This is a genomic window from Bacteroidota bacterium, assembly GCA_030706745.1.
GTDB lineage: Bacteria > Bacteroidota > Ignavibacteria > Palsa-1295 > Palsa-1295 > PALSA-1295.
Map to the genome: position 1 here is coordinate 213,071 of JAUZNX010000001.1, position 22,546 is coordinate 235,616.

The window sequence follows — 22,546 nt, forward strand, 5'->3', positions numbered from 1 at the left end:
TTCTTGCACGACGAACCCAACGCACGCAACCTGTGGTTAGAGTTCATCTTAGATGTTTTTGAAGCATGACCGCCGGCACAATGCAGTATCCCCAGACCCGCAAGACCGAGCAATATGACGATTACTTTGGTACAATCGTCCACGATCCCTACCGCTGGCTTGAAGCTGAGAGCGCAGAAGAGGTGGCCGCTTGGGTACGCGAGCAAAATGCACTTTCGGAGTCCTACTTCGAGGCGATTCCTGGCCGCGATACATTGCGTCGACGCATTGAGCAGCTCTTAAATTATCCAAGATACAGCGAGCCTCGCAAGATCGGCGACCGGTACTTCTTCCTGCGTAATGAAGGTCTTCAAAATCAGCCTGTTCTCTGTGTCCAAAATGATCGAGATTCGGCGCCGAGCGTTTGTCTCGATCCGAACACCTTCTCGGAGGATGGGACGAAAGCGTTGGCGTCGGTTACATATTCTCGTGACAAGCGTTATTTGGCCTATGCCGTATCAGACTCAGGTTCGGACTGGACTCAGATATTCGTTAGGGATCTGGTAACCGGTCGGGACCTTCCAGATCGAATCGAGAGAGTTCGTTACAGCCCACCGGCATGGCATCGTGATGGATTTTTCTATTGCGCTTACGATCGCGCACCAGCCGACCTCACGGGTTTGGTCACCAGCCTGACCCAACGCCCAAAGATTCTTTACCACCGCCTCGGCACCGAGCAGTGCGATGACATGCTGGTGTATGAGAATCCGTCGAAACCGGAGCAGGTTCTTTTGGTAAGTGCCACAGCAGATGAAACGCTGCAGTTTCTTCTCGTTTGGCAAGGCACGGCATTCGGAAATCTTCTCTACGTTCGGGACTCGCGGATGCCGGGTGCATCGTTTGAGCCATACTGTACGGAGCCGGGGCACATCTTTAACCCGTTGGAAGAGGTCGATGGCGAGATCATCCTCCTAACGGACCATGGAGCGCCAACCTCAAAAATCGTCGCTGCGGATCCAGCCGACAGCGATCCCGCCAACTGGCGTACGATCGTACCTGCCAGAGACGAAGCCATCGAAGATGCACGAGTTGCAGGCGGCAAGCTCATTGTGACCTATTTGAAGGATGCATCGCATCACGCCGTTGTATACGCGCTCGATGGCACACTGTTGTACGATGTCGATCTTCCTGGGATTGGCAGTATATCCGAATTCTATGGTAGGAAAGGGGATGAGACGGTGCTCTTTGAGTTCTCCAATTTCACAACACCACGGACGATCTATGAGTATGACATCACCGCCAATGTTTCGCGCGTCTTCCTGCAGCCTAATGTGCCGTTTGGCATCGATGACTACATAACAAGACAAATCTTTGCCACAAGCAACGATGGGACGCGAGTGCCCATGTTCGTGGTCCATCGGAATGACTTGAAGCTCGACGGTCAGAATCCAACGATTCTGAGGGCATATGGTGGCTTCAATAATAGCCTCAAGCCTGTCTTCAGCTCTGCGATTATCGCCCTTCTCGAGCAGGGCGGTATCTTCGTACAGGCAAATGTTCGGGGGGGTGGCGAGTATGGAGCAGCATGGCATGAAGCCGGTATGAAGTGGAAGAAGCAGAATGTGTTCGATGACTTCATCGCAGCCGCTGAGCACCTCTTTCAAGCTGGATACACGTCTCCCGATCGGTTAGCAATTAAAGGAAGTTCAAACGGTGGCTTGTTGGTCGGCGCCGTCATGACACAACGGCCTGACATTTGTCGCGTTGCATTTCCATCTGTTGGTGTGCTGGACATGCTTCGCTATCATTTGTTCACCGTAGGATGGGACTGGGCCTATGAATATGGCGTTAGCTCCAATCCTGATGAATTTGAATATCTTCATCGATATTCGCCGCTGCACAATATCAAGCCCGGGGTGAACTATCCCGCCACGCTCGTTCGAACTGCCGACCATGACGACCGGGTCGTTCCTGCTCATTCATTCAAATTCACAGCCCGCTTGCAGGAATGCCAGGCAGGGTCGGCGCCTGTTCTCATTTCGGTCGCGACAAAAGCCGGTCACGGTGCTGGTACACCTCTCTCGAGCCTCATCGGGCAGACCGCTGATGATTTTGCGTTCCTCTTTCATGCTATGAATTGCACAAAAGCATGATGGCCAGCAAGAACCATACATCCTCCAAATAGATGATCCCGGAATATCTTCAGCGCGAGATTTGGAAAGACCACGAGGCATTTCTCGTCCGGCCACTCGTGCTGGCCGATGGCTCGCCGCTCTCCATCCTCGAGATAGGCCGCGAGAACGAGCACCGCGGCGGACCGGACTTTCTCGGTGCCCGGATCGCAATTGACAGCCTTGCGATCGCGGGTGATGTAGAACTCCACACCAATGCCAGCGGCTGGCACGAGCACAAGCATCACACCGATGCGCGGTATTCCAATGTCGTGTTGCATGTTGTACTCAATGGTGAAGAACTCGAGGCCGGACCGCCAGTGCCGACGCTCGTGCTGGCGTCCAATCTCGCGCTTGACCAGACTGCGCTGTGGGATGCGCTCTTTCGAAAGATGTATGATCGATCGCCGGAGCTGCCTTGCTTTCCGCACAACCTGATCGTACCAATGCGCTATAAGCGCAAGGTGATCGAGAGTTTTGGCGAGGCGCGATTGGACGAACTCATCGATCGCGTGGCTCTGCAAGATTCCGAAATCATCAGTACATCTACCATCCTCGAACGCGTCTATCAACTCACGATGGACGCGCTCGGGTATTCTCAAAACCGTATACCGTTTCGGGAGCTCTCGGCACTCGTGCCGCTCCAGCACCTGCAGTTCGTGCGAGCTAATTCGTTACCGCAACTGCGGCTTACATACGAAGCATTGTTTTTCGGTGCTGCCGGATTGCTCGCGAAGCCTTCCGAGGCATTCGACGCAGAAGCGAACGAATATCTTCTTGACCTTCAGTCTCGGTGGCATACGCTCCAGGTCGTGCTGAGTTTGCCCGAAACCCTTGCGGAAAACGACTGGGCATTTTTTCGGATTCGACCGGCCAACAGTCCACGTCGACGGCTTGCGCTTGCCGCGTTGCTGGCGGAGAAATATTTTGGTCGACCAGAATGGGATTTCCGCGATGATTTCTTTGCAGGTGGTCCAACTGTGACCCTTGGCGACAGTCCATTCTGGGAGCGACGGTCATCTTTCGCAACACCTCCCTTGACGGAGGCACAATCACTTCTGGGCGAGGAGCGCTCCTCGGGGATTTGGCTGAATGTGGTGCTGCCTGCGAGAATTGCACAGGCACGGTCACAGAAGGGGGCAAGCAGGCAGTCTGCTTCGTCCACCGCCACATCCCCAAGTGAAAAGTGGCTGCGCAATCAATGGGGAGAATCACGTACCCGGAGCAGTGCCGAATATCTGAATGTCATTCGCCAGGAACTTCTCGAAGGCGAAGGCGTTGTGAACGTCCGCTCCGAACAAGGCGCCCTGCTGCTGAAGCGAAACTTCTGCGATACGGCCCGCTGTTCTGAGTGCCCTGTTGGCCACCGCCTTTCTGAAAAGGGATGGAACAAGGGCAAAATATCGCGGGAGTAACTCAGTTGGTAGAGTGCAACCTTGCCAAGGTTGATGTCGCGGGTTCAAGTCCCGTCTCCCGCTCTGCGCATGTGCAATCATGCTTGAAAGCCGCTCGAATGAGCGGCTTTTTCATTAGTATCTGGACTGATCGAAATTGAACCGCACCTCGAGCTGTAAGGAAGGATCTTTCAGTAAGTAGAGAGTCGGGTAATGTTTGTCGAGGTTCATTTCCCGATTTGTTGCCGAGGCAAAAAGGCCCGTATTCTTCGCAGGCTCCCACGAGAAGCCGACATTGTAGAATGGATAAATAATTGCCGATAGTTCTGCCGGTTTGATCAGGTTGAGATCGAGCGATGTGTTTAGCGCGAACCTGTCGTAAAAGAACCACTTCGAGTCGAGTTGCAGGTTATAACCGGCAACATCGCGGCCTTGATATTCGGTGAAGACCGCCCACTGACTGAATGGCCGGAAGAATTGCGTGAGCGGGTAGAGATATGGCCCAATCGTGGCACCGTACCCACCACTGCGATACTTCACGTCCTCGTTGATATAATTGTCGTTGAAGAGTGCGCCATAGTAGCGATATTCCGCGCACGCTTGAAGCGAGAATCGTTCGGACTTGAAATGATCCGACGCTCCAGCGAGCAATGCTGATTTCGAAACAAGCGTGCCAACTGGCGACAGGGGATTGCGATATCGATATTCAGAATATAAATGGAGACTGTCGTTGGCGATACCTGTGGCAAGGGTCCAGCCGGTATTGCCCATGACAAATGGTACCGGCGTGGCATGAGTCAGAATAAACTCCTCCGTATCGCCACGGATAACCGTATCTAATAATCGCGTATCCCAAGTCTGCTTGTGCCATATATTATCGTAGCGGAACAATCCTCCCTCAACCCGAGACCGCCAGCCGCCAGGTATCGGCACATCGTCCATACTTATAGTATAATCGATGGCATCGTTCGCGTTCAGGCCAATGCCTTCGAACATATCACCCATGTGGTAGTAATTGAGATGCAACGAATGCCATCCCAAGTGTCCGATAGTACCTGTTGCATCGACATTGTAGAGAAGGAGGCCATTGAGTGCTCTGAGGTTTGTGAAATTGCCGGAGGTGATGTGAAAATCGAAGTGGTTCGCAAGAATTAATATAGAAGTATCCAACGCGAACGTGATTCGTGGATAAACGATAATATTCTTTGTCGAATAAACTCCGTACGACGACCCACGATGCTCTGCGATGATATCACCAAGAAGATGGATGCCCGGCAAGATCGTCCCATTGGCGAAGAGATCGAGTTCCTGTGCCCCATGATAGAGCGGTGCGTCGGTGGCATTATAATAATACGTTGGACCGAATGGCCCCTGACCATACGGTTCTGGGATCACCGCGGGGATAGCTTTCGCGTTTAAGATTGGTGGATATGCCGGAGCGTGTTTCAGGAGAACACCTGAAAGGGCAAATTCTATGGTTGGATGCCATGCGGTATCTTGCGCGGAGGCAAGCGAGGACAAGGAACTGATGAAAGCGGCTAGTACGAGGGTCCGATTCATAGGACAAGGGATTAGCGACGAACTGCTTTCGCAGTAAATGGTTATTACTCCTCGAATATAACATGGGTTCCACAGATCTTGCCACAGAACTGCAACAAGAGCGCTATGCGCTCTCATCGTTGCTCGAATTCGCGCGGACTCTGACGCCCGATCTTGGGCTGGAGGGCATTGTCCGTAGCGTACTCCGCACCGTGATGGGGACGTCGCTGATCAAGGAGGCATTCGCGTACCTGGCGATACAACATGATGGTCACGATTTCAAGCGTGTCGCACTTGCCGGGTTCAGCAATGAGGATTTGCCAAAGCAATTGGATGGCGATGGTTTCGATCGAATGCTCGCTGACAAGACCCGCCCCTATACGCTCGTGCCACTGGTAGGCGCGAATGGCACTGACACGATCCATACTGCAGGCTATCTTGGTGTTCTCGGACTTGGAAAATCGATCAACCCAAATCTGCGTGACGAATCCGAAGCAACCTATCTCGCATCACTTGCCACACTAACTTCGATCGCCCTGACGAACGCGCTGCTATTCGAGCGCGAGAAACAGGCTACCGTCGAGCGCGAGCGGATTGAATCCGAACTGCGTCTTGCCCGCGAGATTCAGCAGTCTCTCTTGCCGCAGACTCTGCCACAACTTTCAGGTGCAGAACTTGCGGCAGTTAGTCGACCTTCGGAGTGGGTCGGCGGCGATTACTACGATGCTATCCAGTTGGGCGAGAATCGCATTTTGATTTGTGTTGCGGATGTAGTCGGCAAGGGCATCGGAGCAGCACTAACGATGTCGAACTTACAGGCCGCACTCCGTGCCCTGGCGGCAATGCTCCGAAAGGGACAGCTCAGTCTGGTCGACGTCGTCAAAGAACTGAATCGGCTCATGACCGAAAGCACGGCACCCGAGCGGTTCATCACCGCCGCGTTTGCACTGCTGGATGTTGATGCTCATGAGATCGAGTCCATCGTGTGCGGCCATCCGAATCCTGCGATTGCCATGCCGAACGGCACCGTGCACAGCATGGAAAGCACTGGTATTCCGCTTGGAATCATCGCGACGTTCCCGTATGAATCTCGGAACTACAAACTCGAGTCAGGGTCCCTGCTCTTCTTCTATACCGACGGGCTCTCCGAAGCCCGGTATAGTGGGGAGTTCGTGGGTGCAAAAGGCGTTGAAGAACTGCTGCAACACCCGGCGCTGCGTGGCGATTTGCAGCGGACACTCGAGCGAATCGTTGCATCTCCACAACTTACGATCGAAGATGACATTACGGTTCTAGCAATTAGGGTTTGAACCATGACTACCCGGATTTAAGGGGATGTAGCAACCATGGTTGCCAACTGCAGACAATTGTCGGGACGTTGTCATCCTTAAGGATTTATCTACATCACTATTCCAAAATTGTTTTGACGGCGTATTCCTCAGCGAACTCGTGTTCTCTGAATTCACAATCCGATAGACTGTCCACATAATCCCCTTAATCAGCGAAATCGTGGTTCTCTCCTTATTTGGCTCGACTGGCTCCATCGGCGTCAACACGCTCGACGTCGTTCGTCGTAGCCCCGATCGATTTCACATGCAATATCTTGCGGCGCACAGTCGGGTTGAATTGCTGGCCGAACAGATTGCGGAATTCCGTCCGAAGGCCGTAGCCGTTGCAGATCCTGCTGCTGCTGAGCGTCTGCGCGCGATGCGTCCGAACTGCGAAATTCTCGCAGGTCCGGAAGGCTTGCGCGAGATCGCTGCTCGCAACGATTACGACACATTCGTGGGTGCGCTCTCCGGGTTTGCGGGACTCGCCGGAACGGTTGAAGCGATCAAGCAAGGCAAGCGGATTTGCCTGGCGAATAAAGAGTCGCTCGTTGTGGCTGGCGAAGTAATCACACCGCTGGCCGCACGCACCGGCAGCGAGATTCTTCCGATTGACTCCGAGCATTCTGCAATCTATCAGTGTCTCCTTGGCGAAACACCCGAGAGCATTCATCGCATCATCTTAACTGCCAGTGGTGGCCCGTTTCGAACGTGGTCGCGTGAACGCATGGAATCCGTTACGGTCACAGAAGCCTTGCGGCATCCGAACTGGGTCATGGGTCGCAAGATCACGATCGACTCGGCAACGCTGATGAACAAGGGACTCGAAGTCATCGAAGCACGTTGGCTGTTCGATGTGCCGATCTCGAAGGTCGATATCGTGGTGCATCCGCAATCGATCATTCACTCGTTCGTCGAATTTGTCGATGGCAGCATGAAAGCACAGCTTGGCCGCCCGGATATGCGCCTGCCGATCCAATACGCGCTCGGGGCCCCGGACCGATTGCCAATTGCCTACGACCGACTCGATCTTGCCACTTGCGGTCCACTCGAGTTCGAGCCGCCGGACGCCGAGCGATTTCCATCGCTAAAGCTTGCGCGATCGGCAGGTGAGCAAGGCGGGTTATTCCCGTGTATCCTGAATGCCGCAAATGAAGTCGCCGTTCAGGCGTTTCTGGACGGGAAACTGCGGTTTGCCGATATTCCCGTGCTCATCCAGGCTGCCCTTACAATGGCCGATGGCCTGACAGCCAATGCGCTTTCTGGCGCAAGTGCCGATCTCGCTCTGGAGCGTATTTTCGCCTGTGACGCGCGGACCCGTGGAATGGCGCTGGAACTCATCGAAACTACTTTCAGTGTCCTAACGTAGCACTGCTTCGATAATCTAGTAGCGCACGGACATGCCGTGGCTGCGAGGAGAGACAATTGAGTAGAAAACGCTCACCCGAACTCTTGCTTCCCCGAGAGGGATCGTCAGGTTTCGCCCTCCTCGTATTGACATGTAATCAGACATTAGTTTAGTCACCTTTCGTAACATTTGGAACATTTCATCCTCGGCGAAATCGGAACACTGCTCGCGCCCACGCTTAGCGTGCTCAGCGCGATCCTCTATTTCGTCATTACGATTTTCGTACTTGTTAGCGTTCACGAATTCGGTCATTTTATCGCCGGCCGCATTTTTGGCATGCGGGTACCGATCTATTCCATCGGCATGGGCCAGCGTGTCTTTGGGTGGAATAAGATCGACGGACTCACCTTCGGAGGACTCCGTCCGGAAACGGAAATTCAGCTCACCGCCAATACCGATTACCGCCTTTCCGCATTGCCCATCGGCGGATATGCTAAAATCGAGGGCATGATCGATGAAACTCAGAGCGAGGCACTCCCCGCCGAAATTCAGCCCTGGGAATTCCGCGCGAAGCCCTGGTGGCAGAAGACGATCGTCATTCTCGCCGGCGTGATTATGAATACGCTCCTGGCATGGGGCATTTTCGCCGGACATAACTTCGCAATTGGTGAAGACATGCGCATGACCACGACCGTTGGCTCGGTCGATCATGCCTCGCAATCGAAAGCTGCCGGTGTCATGCCCGGTGATAAAATTGTCGCCATTGATGGCAAGCCGGTCGACAACTGGGAAGAGATTGGCCGCGATGCCATTCTCCAGCATGTCGGGAAGGATTTTGCGATCACATACACACGTGATGGTCGCGAGTTCGAAGTGGCGTATCACACAGCGAAGATGGCTTCGCCAGATGATATTGCCATTGCTCTCGGACTGACACCAATCGGCTACGGTCCACCGAGTATTGGCGAAGTCCTGAAGAACACTCCTGCAGAACATGCGGGACTTAAAGCTGGTGATGTCATCACCCACATCGAGGGCGACACCGTTGCTGGATCGGAATCGCTCATCGCGCACATCAGTGCCAATCCGCTGAAGCCGATTCCGTTGGAGTGGCGCCGTGAAGGACAGGTAATGTCGACAACTATCACGCCGGATGCCACCGGCAAGATTGGCATTCAAGTGATGGGCGCCCCCTACACTGGGCCCCGCAAACACGTCGATTATTCCATCCCGCAAGCCGCTGGAATTGGGTGGACTCAGCTTTCCACGTATGCCGCGCTCACAGTAAAAATGATCGGCACGGTCATCACAGGAAAGACGCCTGTTTCTCATGCCCTTGGCGGTCCGATCAAGATTGCACAGTTGGCATCCCAAAGCGCGCAGGGCGGCTTCGAGTCCTTCGTGCTCTTTATGGCGCTGCTGTCGCTATCGCTCGCGATGCTGAACGTCCTGCCGATTCCCGCGCTCGATGGTGGACACTTGCTCATCATTCTGGTCGAAGCCGTGATCGGTCACGAACTCTCGCAGCGGTTCAAACTCGGATTCCAACGTGTCGGAGTGGCAATTCTCCTTTCGCTGATGCTCTTTATGGTCATCAACGATATCCGAAGCCTTTAACCCAGATTCCGCTGACTGGGCTTAGCCAATTCCCTCAGACACGCTATATATTTTTATATTACGTTTTGGGAAATTTTTCATGAACGACTTATGGTGTGTCTCATAGGTAGTTATCTGTTTTCCCATTGCCAATAGGCCCATATTGAGCCCATTCGTAATTCGTAATTGACGAAGAGGACCCCCTCCACCTAATATAACGAGGTTCGACCCATCCGGCATCGCAATTTTTGGATGAATTCTGCAAATAATCGTATGGACGTGCGCGGCACGTCCCTGCACTTTCACCGGCCTACGCAGTAAGCGTTGCCAGCGCCTCTTCGGTCAGGCGATACATCGTAAATTCCTCGATGGCTTCGGCGCCGAGGCGCTTATAAAAATCGGCGGCTCGCGTGTTCCAGTCGAGCACGGCCCAGTCGAGACGGCAATACCCGCGTTCCTGTGTGATCTGCGCCAGGCGAACCAGCATGGCAAGCCCAACCCCCTTGCCACGCATCTTGGGATTGACAAAGAAATCTTCGAGATACAGGCTCGGACGACCCTGGAATGTGGAGAACGTCGGAAAAAAGAGTGCGAAGCCCTCGGGCTTACTATCGTACTCGGCAATCAACGCTTCCGCAGCCGGACGCTCACTGAATAGATGCCGCTCGATCGCCTCCGGTGTCACGACGCACTCATCCCCCACAAAATCTGCAAGCCCATGGATGAACTCCGCGAGCCGCGCGGAATCTTCTTTTCTGGCGGGGCGAATCGTGATCGCAGGCATTGGTCGTAACATTGAAGATGGTTTCTAGTGCTGACTTTCCGAAGCCCTGAACAAATCCATGACCGCAGCAACCAGCGTGGAGATATGAAAAGGCTTGAGGACACAGAGGTCGAACCCATGCGCGAGGATCTCGGCGCGTCCCTGACTGTGGCCCGTTAATGCGATTGCCGGGAAGGACTTGGTTTCTCGAAGCGTCTTGAGCACATCCCATCCATCGCCATCCGGCAGTATGATGTCAGCAACCAGAATATCGAATTCTTCGGCGATGCCAACTGTAATTCCACTCGCGACAGACGTGGCGTTCAAAACCTCAAAGCCCTGACGTGCAAGGGCATAACTAATAGTGTGGAGTGTATCGGCGTGGTCCTCCACATAGAGAATTCTAATTTTTGGAGACATGGCAAAGGCCTCGTCACATAACAGGGTTTATAAAGCCAGAACAAAGCTAAGAAAAGAAGAAGCGCTATACCTCAAATCAAAGAGAGTGAACAGAGTTCCGGAGTAACGTGCACTGGCGAGCTGTACTCGCCGACGCGGAAAACTATCGCTTGCCACGCATCACGGTTTGCTCGACGCTAGAGCTGGTGATGCTGCCAGATTCTGGCCGCGACACTTGCGAGTCGTTCGCTCACAGCATGCTGCTCCATAATATCGCTGATAGTTTCGCAGCCGGCAAGCGAAGGCACAAGCATGGCGGCGGCGAACTCATCGGCGCGGCGCTCTTCGCGAAAGTGCAGTGCGCCTTCGGTCGAATACTGATGCACGAATTGTTCGCCGTGCTGGATGCCGCGCGGTGAAAAGAAGAGATGATAGTACTCATGCCAGAAGATTTCACCTTCGGGCAGACCTGCATTTCGGTTTATGGCAATCGAGCGGACTGCGATCTTTCGGCTCGCGCCCCAAACACGAACCGACTCTCCAGGATGCGCAATGCTTTCGATGCTGGCCGGACGCAGCACATACTCGATATGCGCGAAGCCTGCATCTTTGCCGACGGGTCCATCGGTGCGAATGAGAATAATGCCGGACGCAAGCGCGGCGAAATCAATATCGAACGGATCGAAGGAGGCGCGAATCTCATCGGCCAACGAGAGGATCGATTCGCGCTGGGTCAGGAGCGCAGGATGCATAGGTGCCTATCAAAGAATACTCTAAGATACGCACAAAACCTGGATTACGCTGGTTATTTTCTGATTTCGCTGATGGCCTTCTATTGGAGTCTGTCTGCTATCGCAAAAAAACCGTCGATCATGTTAATCAGAAAATAATCAGCGTAATCCAGGTTTACCACTCTTTTCGTCGGCGAACTTCAGAGCGGATAACCGCAAGCGAGCGGCGGACCCAGTCGAGTGTTTCCTTATCCGGTCGCTCGCCATTCAAGAACCGGATCATCGAGGCTTCGCTCGAAAGTGCGTCCTCGATCGTAATCACACTTGGCCCCGGATCCTTCGTCGGATCTTTGCGCACGACGAGATCTTCGAACGGCACCCCGATCGCTACGGCAATGCGTTTGAGCGTGTGGTCCGTCACTCCCGACTCATCGTTTTCGATGCGGCTTAGGTGAGCCTGAGTAATGTTCGCGGTTTTCGCGACATAACCTTGCTTGAGTCCCCGCTCATCTCGTGCGCGGCGAAGGCGTTCGCCTTGTGTCTCTTGTGGCATAAGCGTTTGGTAGAAAAGCTCAACTGAATGTATCCATTCAGCCAGAAATAGCTATTTTTTTGCTATTCGGACAAATATACCATCAATTAGAGATATAAGTTCAGCTTTTGAACAGAAACGAAGTGAAATTATGAAATATTGGACAAATCCACGCCAATTCGGGGGAGGAAAGTCTATGAGAATCTTGCCAATGTTGCGGCCAAGCCGACCGCCATGACCAACGAAGCCGCCGCCACGAGGCGGAATGCCCACATCCAGAATTCAATCCGGGAGTCGGCGATCATCCGCGCCTGATCGCCGAGATAAACACTTTCGAAATACGCGAATACGCAACCCGCGAGAAAGAGCACTGACAGTGCGAGCCGCGGAAGCACCGCGCGGAGTAGCTCGGCGCTCATTGTGCGGATATTCTCAGCGGCGCATCCACCCACTCGCTACCGACGCGACGTCGGACGAAGTAAGTCCCCGGAGCATCGAGCCGCAGACGAACGTCGCCATCGGCGGAGATCCGTTGCACTTCGCGGCCCAACAGGTCCATCACGATATAAGTCGAGCGGGCGTCGCTCGAAGTTGGATGCAAGGTCGTTCCGGAGGAGGCAATAAATGGATTCGGGAAGCAGACGAAGCTATTGCCGGATGCGAGTGGCTCACTGACGCCACCTGTCGCATGTGAGCCGGAATCCAGCGTGCCATGCTGTTTAAGCACGATGGCATTGATAAAAACCGGATGTGCGGCAGACGCCGTATCTCGATGAATCTCGACCGTATTAAAGCCGGCGTGAAGCACGGGCATCGAATACATTTGCAGGGTATTGGTCGCGGGTTGGGTAATATAGACCGTGTCACCCGGTCCATCGGGATTGAACCAGTTCTCCGCATAGTGACGAAGGATGAACCATGCGCGCGAAGAATCGCCTGTGGACCGTTGCCAGTAGAATTCGATCGTGGAGCCAACCTGGAAGGTGACTGCCGTGTCGCTGCCGTGGTAGAATTTCGCGAACACCCAGTCGCCGGCCGTAGCGAGCACAACATACGAATGATAGTTGAACCCCATGACGTCACTGGGGTTATCGATGCCATTCGTGTTCACCGAGTCCGTCGCGAGTGAATCGTATGTGATGAGCTTGAGTGGCTTCATCTGCGCCCGCGATTGCAGAGAAGTACCGCAAACCACTGCAAAAAGGAGAAGAATCGAGATAGGTAGTTTCATTGCCGTTAAATAACCACTACTGATAAGAACTCTCGAATGCGTACAAAGTTACTGCCATTCGTCCGGTTTCTTCGGAATCACTGTAGCTTTGCCTTGGAAAACAGGTCTCGTAATCGCCGCCACTGGGCGTGCATATCTTCGCTTACAACTTTTACGTCGGCAAGCACCGGAAAGAAATTCGTATCGCCATTCCAGCGCGGGACGATATGCCAGTGAAGGTGATCGTCGATTCCCGCTCCAGCCACACGCCCAAGATTCATGCCGATATTAAATCCTTGGGGCTTGGATAACTCCGCCAGTGCCTGTTCCGATACCTTGATCAGATCCAGGCACTCGAGTTCTTCCGCGCGCGTGAGCGCCTGAAAATCCGAGGTATGCCGCACTGGGACGATCATCAGGTGTCCGCTATTATAGGGATACCGGTTCATAATAACAAATGCATCCGAACCTCGGTGCAGGATCAGTGACTCCTCGTCATTCCTGGATTCGTATGCAGCGCAGAGCACGCATCCATCGTCGTTCGACTCGTTCGCGAAGGATGCAATATACTGACTGCGCCACGGAGAGAAGAGCTGTTCCATTCTCTAAGCTTCAATTGGAGAGAGATCTTGCTTTTTGCGGCGCTTGAATAACTTGTCCATCGTCTTTGGACCGAGTAGCCCTTGCGGTCGCGTGATCATCAGAATAATGAGGAGCAGCGAATAGATGATCATGCGATATTGCGGCACCGAGCGGAGCAATTCCGAAAGCGTCGTCAAAATAATGGCCGCCAGAATCACCCCGACGGTTGAACCCATCCCGCCGAGGATTACGATGACCACAATGTCGATCGAAGTCAGGAAGGTGAAATCCAGTGGCGTGATATTGTAGTTGGAATGCGCAAACAGTCCGCCGCCTACGCCGGCGAAGAATGCTCCGGTTACGAACGCGCGGACTTTGAATTTGGTCGTATCCACACCCATCGCTTCGGCGGCGACTTCATCATCGCGCACCGCAAGGAAGCCACGACCGTAGGTGGAATTCACCAGATTCTCGACGCAAAACACCACGATCGCCGCGGTGATAAAGACCCACACGAAGGTGGTCAGCGGCAGCACGCTAAAGCCTCGCGCGCCACCAATATAATCGACACCGGCAATTTTGAAATCTAAATTTTGAATCAGCACCCGGATGATCTCGTTGAACCCGAGCGTGACGATCGCCAGATAGTCACCACGCAATCGAAGACTCGGAATACCGACACCGAGACCCGCGACAGCAGCGAGCACTCCGCCGAGCAAGAGTGCGATGAGAAACATGGCGGGATCGTTACCGACCGCAATTGCGCCACCGTGCGTGCTCGCCCACGTGGTCACGACGGCGGAGGTATATGCGCCGATCGCCATGAAACCAGCATGACCCAGCGAGAATTGTCCCGTGAATCCGTTGATCAGGTTCAAGCTCACCGCCATCGAAATCATGATGCCGATATACATAATCCTGCCAAGGATATACGTATTCAGCATCGGCGTCAGGAACGACGCGCCGATGATGACGGCAATAGCAAGGAGCAAGGCGGGGTAGGATCTCATTTTGAATCCGTAACGCGTAATGGGTAACGCGTAACGCGCGGAAGTCGGGTTATGTTTTGCCTTTTCTCAGGATGGATTCGCGTAATGCGCCATTCCTTCATGGCTTACGCGTTACTCATTACCATCTAGACCTTTTCGATTTCGCGTTTACCGAGTAAGCCACTTGGCCGAAATACCAATATTGCAATCAGGATTGCGAAAGCGATAGCATCTCGATACGTCGAAGCGCCGGTGCCGGAGACAAACGTCTCGACGAGGCCGATGATCATGCCGCCGAGCGCCGCACCGGGAATATTTCCGATCCCGCCGAGCACCGCAGCGACGAACGCCTTGAGGCCCGGCAGAATACCCATGAGCGGCTCGATCGAAGGATACTGCGACGCATACAGCACTCCACCCGCTCCGGCAAGCGCGCTGCCAATGATAAACGTAAACGTGATCACCCGCGAAATATTGATGCCCATCAGGCTCGCCGCCTGCTGATTAAAGCTCACGGCCCGCATGGCAGTACCGATCTTTGTCTTCATCACGACGACGCGGAGCGCAAGCATCAGCGCCAGTGAAACAGCAATCACGACGACTTCCACCGTATCGATTGTGACCGATGCCGTATGCACGATCGGGTGGTTCTTGATAATCGCCGGAAACCCGCGAGGATTGGGGCCGAACACCAGTTGGCCGGTGTATTCTAGAAACAGCGATACGCCGATTGCGGTAATGAGTACCGTGAGCTTGGGTCGATTGCGGAGCGGACGATAGGCGAGGAATTCGATCGTTGCGCCGAGCGCCGCGCAGATCACCATTGCAAGCAAGAACACGAGGATCGTATTCGGCAGCGTCCCGACCGGAAACAAATGGGAGACCCAAACTGTGGCCGCAAAATAGCCGACATACGAGCCGACCATAAACACATCACCATGCGCGAAATTGATAAACCGGAGCACACCATAAATCATCGTGTACCCAAGCGCAATCAGCGCGTAGATCGCGCCTAAACTCACACCATTGACGAGTTGCTGTAGAAGCTGCACGTGTATTTTCTTGGATTACGAAGATTCCCTATCTGTCATTCCCGCGACCGCGGGAATGACAAAATCGCACCAGGATCACGGAGCGAACGGGGTCAGCGCCTCGCCTTGCGGTCCAATCCGCTGCGCGAAATGGAACTTGCCGTCAACGATCTTGATGATCGTGATCGGCTTGGAGGCGTTGCGGTTCGGATCGATCGTGATGTGGCCTGTCACGCCGGGGAAGTCCTTCGTCTCGGCGATCGCTTTGCGGAGTGCGGCGGAGTCCGTCGAGCCGGCCCGCTTCATCGCGTCGACAAGGATGCGCGCTGCATCGTAGCCCAATGCGGCCATCGCATCTGGCATCGAATGATACTTGTCCTCGTACTTCTTCACAAAGTTCTGGACCGTCGAGTCGGGATCCTCGGTCGCAAAGTGATTCGAGAAGAACGTGTTGCCGAATTCCTTTTCAGAACCTTTCGTCAGTTCCGGCGAATCCCATCCATCGCCGCCCAGGATCGGGCACTCGATGCCAAGCTCGCGCGCCTGACGAACGATCAGTGCGACTTCCGTATAATATCCCGGGACAAAGATCACATCGGGCTGATTGCCCTTGATGCTCGTAAGTGGCGCGTGAAAATCCTTATCGCCGGTCGAATACGATTGCTCGCTGACGATCGTGCCGCCGCTCGTGGAAAACGTATGCTTGAATGCTTCATCGAGTCCGACGGAATAATCCTGTTTGACATCGATGAGCACCGCCGCGCGCTTTTTGCCAAGAGAGTTCAAGGCAAAGCGGGCCATGGTCTGTCCCTGGAATGGATCGATAAAGCAAATGCGAAAAACGTAATCGCCTTTCTTGGTCACATCCTCGTTCGTCGAGGCCGGAGTGATCATGGGCACGTGCGATTGCTGCGCGATTGGTGCACCGGCCATCGAGCGGCTCGAGGCAACTTCTCCGAGCAGCGCGACAACGTGATCCGCATTCACCAGCTTTTGCACGCTCGCGACAGCCTCTTCCGTCTTCGACTGATCGTCTTCGGTCAGCAGGTTCAGCTTCTTGCCGAGCACGCCGCCACCGGCATTAATTTCATCGACAGCGAGCACATCGCCGTTGTGGACCGACTGCCCGAAGGTCGCCGTGCCGCCTGTCAGCGATGCAAATTCGCCGATCGGAATTTCCGCGCCCGCCGGTCCGCCCGTAGTTTTACAGCCAAGGATAAACGCGCCCGAAGCGCACAACAAAGCGAGTGAACGCACAAAAGATCGTCCCGATACCTGGTTCAGTGTCATTCTTGCGAGTCAAAGGCCACCCCCTCCGGTTGCCGGAGGGGGCAGGGGGTGGTCAATATAAAGTCCTGTAAATATACGGCGGAAACGGGCCTGGGCGGCTAAAACGGGCGCAGAAATATGAACTGTCGTATATTATAGAGTTGTCGGTTCACGTAGGAAGCAAACGAGTGCCCAGCCCCCCGATGACTAAGCTACGCTCCTACTCACGCATGAACTTCAGCAGTTGATTATCAAGCCGTGCGAAATAGCACCCGCGAGGAAACGAAAAGACTGAAACTTGAAGACTTGTTTCTCCAATAGGAATTGGCATGGTCTTCATTGCTTGTCCGAGGACATTGATAATCAAGAAGGTTTTTGGTGATTGGGTTTCCGGGAAAGAAACCCTGAGCAAATCGGGACCGTCATTTGAAATACCCAGAATGCTAACCACCTGACGAATCACCGAGGCTGAGGGAATCGGTATTACTTGAATTGAAATGCTGTCGCCTAGATATCCCTGATAACTCCATCCTCCCTGCTCCATACCATTAGCATGTTTCTCCGAATATTGCGCCCATGCCGAAATGAAACCGGAATAATGTCCGAGCGTCGTTATGATCCCCGACTGCGAATCCAAGACAAAGGGTATTGAATCAAATGTAAATTGATAACCGTCACCCACACTGCTCAATCCATTGTTCTTGACATCGCTGTTTCCGAAGACAACGTTTCGAAATTGGTGTAATGATCGATCGATGGTGAATCTGCACCCCTCATTGGTACCCGCTTTTCCCGAAACTGCAACACTATTCACGTTTGCGAGTCTGCTGGTGCCATCGAAATCCAGAGAGATACCACCTGAAACCGTATGACCGCTTCCAGCTCCAGCAGGGGTAACCGTTGTAGTGTATGAGTAAGACAGCCCCATGGCTCGCGTTCTTACCTGGACCAGGATGCTATCGGTTTGCGCCTTAACTGTACAAGGAAGCGCCGTAAGAAAGAGAACCGATAGAAACCGCCACATCATATAATGAAAGAAACGTTCAATTCTGGTGTTCATTCCGTGAGGATTCATTATTGACCTTCAAGATCGGTGAGTCTTTGACTTCGACACTTACTCAAGAAAAATAGCCGACTTTCCCTGCCACCTTTTCCCCGCTTGATCCTCTTACCCATTGTAACCGCGGTACACTTTACGCATGGACCTAACAAAAGAGCACGGTGCATCCTCGCTGGATGATGCCGTAAGGGAAGACGATGCATCGCACCATGGGTGCGAGCCCCGGCGCGAATTTCTCGCGCTGCTCGGGCCGTGTCTTCCCGCGCTCAACCGGTTCGCGCTGGCGATGTGCCGCGATAAACGCGTATGCGATCATGAGGCCGCCAAAGACCTCGTGAGTGAGACAGTGTTGAAGGCGTTCGAGAGTTTCGAGCGCGTCAGGGAGCACAAGGCTTTCCTCAGCTATCTATTCACAATCGCCTTACGCATCCACCGGCACGAGCAAAAGCGACGCGCGATCTGGCTGCCGCTCGCTAAAGAGCATGCGAACCATCACGCTGAAACGAGCGCACCTGACGCCGGAGCCGATACCGCGCAGCTTTATGCCGCGCTCGCACGGTTGCCCAAAGAGCAGCGCGAAGCCATTGTCATGAGCGAGATCGTGGGGCTGAGTCTGGCAGAAGTAGCGGAGGCGCAATCTGCGTCGCTCTCGGCGGTGAAGACTCGGGTCTCCCGGGGCCGCAAACGGCTCGGGAAGCTGCTCGGAGTTGAGGATGACGCCGTACAATCTGTCACGGCGTTCGCTCCTGTCAGCACCAATGGTCTCAGCACTAACGGCAACGGCAGCTATCATGCCCGGTTGGCATTTCAGGCAAAGGAAAAATTATGAGCGACAACTCTCTCAACGATCTTTTCAAAGCCTCACGCAATGAGGCCGTGCCGGAATTTGTGTCCGAGCGCGATGCCGAACGCCTGCTCGCCGAGCATCCCATGCGTAGTGTACCAAGGACAATCGGGCAGAAGCTATTCCAGCGGCTGCTCTCCTCTCCACGTAAACTTGGGATCACAGCCATGACAGTAGCAGGGATTATCACGATCGGGATTCTGGCGCTTCAGCCGCATCAAACGCAGAATTCTTCGAATATCCAATCGCCGAAGGCACAATCGTTCGCCGCGATCGATACCACTTCGGCAAAGACACCAACGCGAGTCGTGCGAAAAACCCTACGATTCGCGTTTGCCGATTCTTCAGCGCTTCCCGCGTTGCCGCCGCTGCCACCCTTGCCAGCAACACCACCGATCCCACCGCTGCCAGCAGTGGCAATTCATCCGGTCGAACTCGCGCCAGAGCAGTTAGCGCAACTCGGCGTCGTGCTAAAAGACAATGGCGATATTGATTTTTATACCAAGGATAGTCTTGCAATAGATGGAGACACAGGTTATGTTAACCACTATGGCTTGCCGCCTACCTGGGGATTGCGAATCCATTTGTTGGCACATGCCCCTCGATTGACAGCGAACGCTCTGCCTGAGCTTCACATTCTTCCGTCTCCGCCAAAGTTAATCACAGCGACAAATGGGACGAAGCGTCTCTTCTCGTTTCGAAGCAGCTTTGCTCTAAACAGGGGTCGATTTCATACGGAGACACTAAAAAGTTTTATCGGACCAAGTGGGACCTATGATGTGATCCCTGTCTTTGATGATGACAGCATCTATTCCACGCAGGTGGCGAATCAGTTGCTTAACCCGAACCACGCGTCACGCCAGTCTGAGGGGTCGATGAAAGTTGTTCTTAACCCTCAGAATGGGCCCCGCGATACTTCGGGCAACGACTTTACGAATTCTTTTGTGAAGCGCATGAACAAGCCAAACAAGGTCTTCGACGCACCTGACCCTGTGGACACGGAATACAACGCATTCATCGACAACTCGGATGCGATCAATCGCCTCATCCCGATCCACATCCATAACGCGAACAATCCCGACCACGTGAACGACCTGATCTTCTGGTACGAGCCGACCGCTGACATTACAAATCTGGTGAAAGAGGCCGCATCACAAGAATTGAGTGTATCAGAGAACACGCACGTTGCGACTTCCCGGCAGCCACACTTCACGCTCTCGATCTTCCCAAACCCCACGAGCGGCGCGGCAAAAGTACACTACACGATCGATGGCGGCAAAGAAGCCGAGTTCGGCGTCTACAATCTACTCGGACAAAAGCTGATCGATGCCGGCACAGCCTCCGGCACTGGCGATCTCTCGCTCGATCTTTCGAAGCTTGAAGCGGGAGTCTATCTTCTCGTCACCTCGACAAAGGATGGCGAGCAGAGCATCGAGCGGATTGTACTGAATAAGTAGGTCGCAAATACAGTGCGACGGGATTCCCAGGGTTCCGCTACGCTCCACCCTGGGCTACACACCAAGACAATTGTGGTCATTAGCCCAGGGTGGAGTTGAAACGGAACCCTGGAATCACGAAACCGAAGATAACAGGAGTCTTTAACTCGCCAGCGCCTCGGCAGTTACGTCGAAGCTGAAGGCGAACGACTCAGTTGCCGGCACGCTCGCGATGTGATGAGCGTGCCGTAAGTCGTTTCCCCGCTCGTACTCCACGAGGCGATAGATTACATGATGAATGTCTTCCATCGAGTCGGTGCCATCGATAACGTGAATGCGGTCCGGCTGCTTTTGGGCCTGTGCCATATAGCCCTGGATCACATGGTTGAAGAAGACGCGGCTTTCGGCTTCCATGCGGTCATCGCCCATTCCTTTGCGGCGATGAACGGCCAGTTCGATCGGCACATCGATCAGGAATGTGAGGTCCGGCACCAGACCGCCGGTAGCCACATCGTTGATCGTGCGAATGTGCGCGAGCGGCAGCCCGCGGCCATAGCCCTGATAGGCAATCGTCGAATCGGTGAAGCGATCGCAAATCACGACGGCCTCGCGAGCGAGTGCGGGTTCGATAACTTCTTTGACGAGTTGTGCGCGGCTGGCGGCAAAGAGCAGAAGTTCTGCAGTCGAGGAGAGTGGCATCGAGTGCTTCTCGTTCAAGAGAATAGAACGAATATGTTCGGAAACATCGGTGCCACCAGGTTCGCGGACTAACAGGGTTTCGATCCCCGAATCTCTCAAGCGGTCCGCGAGTAATTGGGCTTGAGATGACTTACCACAACCATCGATACCTTCAAACGTAATGAGCATGTGTTCTCCTTCTATGAGTGTTCGAAGCCTGTTGTGATCGAACCGCGTAGGGATTAACGGCATTAATCCGATGGCATCAATCCCACTGTCAGAGAAGGGCTAATGCCATTAGCCCCTACCCAATTCGATGTCCTTTTAGAACGGTAATCCGTTCGCAATATTTCCTGAATATAGCACTTCTGTAGGCAAAGTTTGCAGGAAATATTTTTGCCCTCAGACTGCCAGTGCCGCGCATGCCCTTCCTCGGATCAGCTCATCTGGTCAGTATGGGGAATAGACCGTTGGGAATTGGCATATCCCTACAATACCAGTATCTGCATCAGGTGATCGAGCTCAGCCGCAGGATCGGAGCAAAGTCCTGAATGAACACTTGACATCTGAATGATCGTACTCTTCGGCGCGACAAGCCAGTGCCAGCGTTCGTGTTGTGGCAGTTGGGCGATCGGACCAGCGCCCGAAGACCCCGCGCAGATCTTCGGTATTTGCTCGAGGTGTCGCTCAATCTCCGTGAGATCCACATTCGGCGCAAGTGCGAGCAACCGGTCTCGATCGAGTGCGACGCGCGCAGCGAGATATTTTTGTGTACGCGCGAAGACAATCACGCCGACGTTGATAAATTCTTCGCGATCGACGCGCGGCACCACACGGACCACTGCGTAATCAAATGATACTTGCTCGGGCACGAATCGCCTCCTCTTCAAAAATGTCACACGACGCCAGTCGGTGTATGAGATAATTCACATACGCCTCACGGTGCGCTTCGATGTTCGAAAATATGTTCTCCGAATCCAACCAATCATCCGGCACCAGTCCAACGATTCGTCTGATCTCGTCTTCGGCTATCATTTTTCTAGCGCCACGAATATCGTGAGCAAATCGCAGCAGGACATGGTCCTTGATCTGCGCGAACGGGCTCCGAAATTTATCCTCGGCCGTCGGCCAGTTGTGATGGAAGAATAACGCGGCGCCATGATCGATCAAATACAGCTTCTTGTGCCAGACCAGCATATTTGTATTGCGCGCTGTGCGATCGATATTCGTGATGAACGCATCGAACCAAACAATTGCCGATGCGAGAGCAGGATCGACATTGTTCGCGCTGGAATCGAATGAAATCGAACCCGGCAGATAATCCATTGCGAGGTTCAGTCCGGCGCTCGATTGGATCAGCGATCGAATTTCGTAATCCGGCTCATTGCGGCCAAGGATAGGATCCAAATCCATCATCGCCAGTCGTGGCACCGGCAATCCAAGCAATCGGCCGAGCTCGCCGCAAATGAGTTCGGCGATGAGTGCCTTCTTGCCTTGCCCCGCTCCACGAAATTTCAGGACGTAGATGCCATCGTCGTCCGCCTCGACAAGCGCAGGCAGCGAGCCACCCTCGCGGAGCGGCATGACATAACGGGTGGCACGGAGCGTTTCGAGCATCGGGAGAATGGAACACAACACGGCATAGGGACGTGCTCCGCACGCCCCTA

The 22,546-nt window shown here is 53.9% G+C and carries 22 protein-coding genes and 1 tRNA gene; 8 read left to right on the top strand and 15 right to left on the bottom strand.

What is annotated here, in order from left to right; all coding sequences use genetic code 11:
- The first annotated feature begins 65 nt into the window (after positions 1-65).
- The 3 genes from Q8902_01005 to Q8902_01015 all read left to right on the top strand — a co-directional run bounded on the left by Q8902_01005 (position 66) and on the right by Q8902_01015 (position 3,628).
- Positions 66-2,132: a prolyl oligopeptidase family serine peptidase gene (locus Q8902_01005; GenBank protein ID MDP4198133.1), complete on the top strand. Its 2,067-nt coding sequence runs from the start codon at positions 66-68 to the stop codon at positions 2,130-2,132.
- Between the two features lie 32 nt (positions 2,133-2,164).
- The gene (locus Q8902_01010) at positions 2,165-3,565 is read left to right on the top strand and encodes a DUF2851 family protein (GenBank protein MDP4198134.1); all 1,401 of its coding nucleotides are present in this window, start codon (positions 2,165-2,167) and stop codon (positions 3,563-3,565) included.
- A tRNA-Gly gene (locus Q8902_01015) sits at positions 3,556-3,628 on the top strand. Before Q8902_01010 ends, Q8902_01015 begins: the two co-directional genes overlap by 10 nt.
- A 51-nt stretch (positions 3,629-3,679) precedes the next feature.
- Here Q8902_01015 and Q8902_01020 read toward each other — a convergent pair.
- Positions 3,680-5,104: a hypothetical protein gene (locus Q8902_01020; GenBank protein MDP4198135.1), complete on the bottom strand. Its 1,425-nt coding sequence runs from the start codon at positions 5,102-5,104 to the stop codon at positions 3,680-3,682.
- 62 nt (positions 5,105-5,166) lie between these two features.
- Here Q8902_01020 and Q8902_01025 point away from each other — a divergent pair, with 62 nt between their 5' ends.
- The 3 genes from Q8902_01025 (at position 5,167) to rseP (ending at position 9,376) form a co-directional block, all read left to right on the top strand.
- On the top strand, positions 5,167-6,393 hold the full coding sequence (locus tag Q8902_01025; GenBank protein MDP4198136.1) for a PP2C family protein-serine/threonine phosphatase: 1,227 nt from the start codon (positions 5,167-5,169) through the stop codon (positions 6,391-6,393).
- Positions 6,394-6,592: 199 nt separating this feature from the next.
- Complete coding sequence (locus Q8902_01030) at positions 6,593-7,780, top strand: 1-deoxy-D-xylulose-5-phosphate reductoisomerase (protein MDP4198137.1); 1,188 nt, start codon at positions 6,593-6,595, stop codon at positions 7,778-7,780.
- 168 nt (positions 7,781-7,948) lie between these two features.
- A complete protein-coding gene (rseP, locus tag Q8902_01035) occupies positions 7,949-9,376 on the top strand; it encodes an RIP metalloprotease RseP (protein ID MDP4198138.1) in 1,428 nt (475 codons plus the stop codon).
- Positions 9,377-9,665: 289 nt separating this feature from the next.
- Here the strand turns inward: rseP and Q8902_01040 are convergent, their stop codons facing one another.
- The 11 genes from Q8902_01040 to Q8902_01090 form a co-directional block, all read right to left on the bottom strand.
- Positions 9,666-10,151 carry a GNAT family N-acetyltransferase gene (locus Q8902_01040; protein MDP4198139.1) on the bottom strand — a complete coding sequence of 162 codons (486 nt, stop codon included), beginning with the start codon at positions 10,149-10,151 and terminating at the stop codon, positions 9,666-9,668.
- Positions 10,152-10,163: 12 nt separating this feature from the next.
- Positions 10,164-10,538, bottom strand: a complete 375-nt coding sequence (locus Q8902_01045) for a response regulator (GenBank protein MDP4198140.1) — start codon at positions 10,536-10,538, stop codon at positions 10,164-10,166.
- A 176-nt stretch (positions 10,539-10,714) separates the two neighbouring features.
- Positions 10,715-11,269: a hypothetical protein gene (locus tag Q8902_01050; protein MDP4198141.1), complete on the bottom strand. Its 555-nt coding sequence runs from the start codon at positions 11,267-11,269 to the stop codon at positions 10,715-10,717.
- Between the two features lie 154 nt (positions 11,270-11,423).
- A complete protein-coding gene (locus Q8902_01055) occupies positions 11,424-11,801 on the bottom strand; it encodes a helix-turn-helix transcriptional regulator (protein ID MDP4198142.1) in 378 nt (125 codons plus the stop codon).
- Between the two features lie 173 nt (positions 11,802-11,974).
- Positions 11,975-12,199, bottom strand: coding sequence for a hypothetical protein (locus Q8902_01060; protein MDP4198143.1), 225 nt, complete (start codon positions 12,197-12,199; stop codon positions 11,975-11,977).
- Positions 12,196-13,011: a hypothetical protein gene (locus Q8902_01065; GenBank protein MDP4198144.1), complete on the bottom strand. Its 816-nt coding sequence runs from the start codon at positions 13,009-13,011 to the stop codon at positions 12,196-12,198. Before Q8902_01065 ends, Q8902_01060 begins: the two co-directional genes overlap by 4 nt.
- Before the next feature lie 77 nt (positions 13,012-13,088).
- Entirely contained in the window at positions 13,089-13,592 is a 504-nt protein-coding gene (locus tag Q8902_01070) for an HIT domain-containing protein (GenBank protein ID MDP4198145.1), read from the bottom strand.
- Between the two features lie 3 nt (positions 13,593-13,595).
- Positions 13,596-14,582, bottom strand: coding sequence for a branched-chain amino acid ABC transporter permease (locus Q8902_01075; protein MDP4198146.1), 987 nt, complete (start codon positions 14,580-14,582; stop codon positions 13,596-13,598).
- 125 nt (positions 14,583-14,707) lie between these two features.
- Positions 14,708-15,613, bottom strand: a complete 906-nt coding sequence (locus Q8902_01080; protein ID MDP4198147.1) for a branched-chain amino acid ABC transporter permease — start codon at positions 15,611-15,613, stop codon at positions 14,708-14,710.
- Between the two features lie 75 nt (positions 15,614-15,688).
- A complete protein-coding gene (locus tag Q8902_01085; GenBank protein MDP4198148.1) occupies positions 15,689-16,849 on the bottom strand; it encodes an ABC transporter substrate-binding protein in 1,161 nt (386 codons plus the stop codon).
- A gap of 232 nt (positions 16,850-17,081) precedes the next feature.
- Positions 17,082-17,921 (bottom strand): hypothetical protein, encoded by an 840-nt coding sequence (locus tag Q8902_01090; protein ID MDP4198149.1) that lies wholly within the window; start codon positions 17,919-17,921, stop codon positions 17,082-17,084.
- Between the two features lie 139 nt (positions 17,922-18,060).
- Between Q8902_01090 and Q8902_01095 the strand changes: the two genes are divergently transcribed.
- A complete protein-coding gene (locus Q8902_01095) occupies positions 18,061-18,750 on the top strand; it encodes an RNA polymerase sigma factor (GenBank protein ID MDP4198150.1) in 690 nt (229 codons plus the stop codon).
- A complete protein-coding gene (locus Q8902_01100) occupies positions 18,747-20,222 on the top strand; it encodes a T9SS type A sorting domain-containing protein (protein MDP4198151.1) in 1,476 nt (491 codons plus the stop codon). The genes Q8902_01095 and Q8902_01100 overlap by 4 nt, the downstream gene beginning before the upstream one ends.
- Positions 20,223-20,363: 141 nt before the next feature.
- Here Q8902_01100 and tmk read toward each other — a convergent pair whose 3' ends face one another.
- From tmk to Q8902_01115, 3 genes are all read right to left on the bottom strand, one after another.
- Positions 20,364-21,068, bottom strand: a complete 705-nt coding sequence (gene tmk, locus Q8902_01105; GenBank protein ID MDP4198152.1) for a dTMP kinase — start codon at positions 21,066-21,068, stop codon at positions 20,364-20,366.
- 299 nt (positions 21,069-21,367) lie between these two features.
- Positions 21,368-21,751 (bottom strand): DUF3037 domain-containing protein, encoded by a 384-nt coding sequence (locus tag Q8902_01110; GenBank protein ID MDP4198153.1) that lies wholly within the window; start codon positions 21,749-21,751, stop codon positions 21,368-21,370.
- Positions 21,729-22,496 (bottom strand): aminotransferase class I and II, encoded by a 768-nt coding sequence (locus Q8902_01115; GenBank protein ID MDP4198154.1) that lies wholly within the window; start codon positions 22,494-22,496, stop codon positions 21,729-21,731. Before Q8902_01115 ends, Q8902_01110 begins: the two co-directional genes overlap by 23 nt.
- Positions 22,497-22,546 lie beyond the last annotated feature (50 nt).

What these genes read in the sequence shown, in the direction of transcription:
- Q8902_01005 (MDP4198133.1), top strand. Translation starts at nt 66, where the DNA reads ATGACCGCCGGCACAATGCAGTATCCCCAGACCCGCAAGACCGAGCAA.
- Q8902_01010 (MDP4198134.1), top strand. Translation starts at nt 2,165, where the DNA reads ATGATCCCGGAATATCTTCAGCGCGAGATTTGGAAAGACCACGAGGCA.
- Q8902_01020 (MDP4198135.1), bottom strand. Translation starts at nt 5,104, where the DNA reads ATGAATCGGACCCTCGTACTAGCCGCTTTCATCAGTTCCTTGTCCTCG.
- Q8902_01025 (MDP4198136.1), top strand. Translation starts at nt 5,167, where the DNA reads ATGGGTTCCACAGATCTTGCCACAGAACTGCAACAAGAGCGCTATGCG.
- Q8902_01040 (MDP4198139.1), bottom strand. Translation starts at nt 10,151, where the DNA reads ATGTTACGACCAATGCCTGCGATCACGATTCGCCCCGCCAGAAAAGAA.
- Q8902_01045 (MDP4198140.1), bottom strand. Translation starts at nt 10,538, where the DNA reads ATGTCTCCAAAAATTAGAATTCTCTATGTGGAGGACCACGCCGATACA.
- Q8902_01050 (MDP4198141.1), bottom strand. Translation starts at nt 11,269, where the DNA reads ATGCATCCTGCGCTCCTGACCCAGCGCGAATCGATCCTCTCGTTGGCC.
- Q8902_01055 (MDP4198142.1), bottom strand. Translation starts at nt 11,801, where the DNA reads ATGCCACAAGAGACACAAGGCGAACGCCTTCGCCGCGCACGAGATGAG.
- Q8902_01060 (MDP4198143.1), bottom strand. Translation starts at nt 12,199, where the DNA reads ATGAGCGCCGAGCTACTCCGCGCGGTGCTTCCGCGGCTCGCACTGTCA.
- Q8902_01065 (MDP4198144.1), bottom strand. Translation starts at nt 13,011, where the DNA reads ATGAAACTACCTATCTCGATTCTTCTCCTTTTTGCAGTGGTTTGCGGT.
- Q8902_01070 (MDP4198145.1), bottom strand. Translation starts at nt 13,592, where the DNA reads ATGGAACAGCTCTTCTCTCCGTGGCGCAGTCAGTATATTGCATCCTTC.
- Q8902_01075 (MDP4198146.1), bottom strand. Translation starts at nt 14,582, where the DNA reads ATGAGATCCTACCCCGCCTTGCTCCTTGCTATTGCCGTCATCATCGGC.
- Q8902_01090 (MDP4198149.1), bottom strand. Translation starts at nt 17,921, where the DNA reads ATGAACACCAGAATTGAACGTTTCTTTCATTATATGATGTGGCGGTTT.
- Q8902_01095 (MDP4198150.1), top strand. Translation starts at nt 18,061, where the DNA reads ATGGACCTAACAAAAGAGCACGGTGCATCCTCGCTGGATGATGCCGTA.
- Q8902_01100 (MDP4198151.1), top strand. Translation starts at nt 18,747, where the DNA reads ATGAGCGACAACTCTCTCAACGATCTTTTCAAAGCCTCACGCAATGAG.
- tmk (MDP4198152.1), bottom strand. Translation starts at nt 21,068, where the DNA reads ATGCTCATTACGTTTGAAGGTATCGATGGTTGTGGTAAGTCATCTCAA.
- Q8902_01115 (MDP4198154.1), bottom strand. Translation starts at nt 22,496, where the DNA reads ATGCTCGAAACGCTCCGTGCCACCCGTTATGTCATGCCGCTCCGCGAG.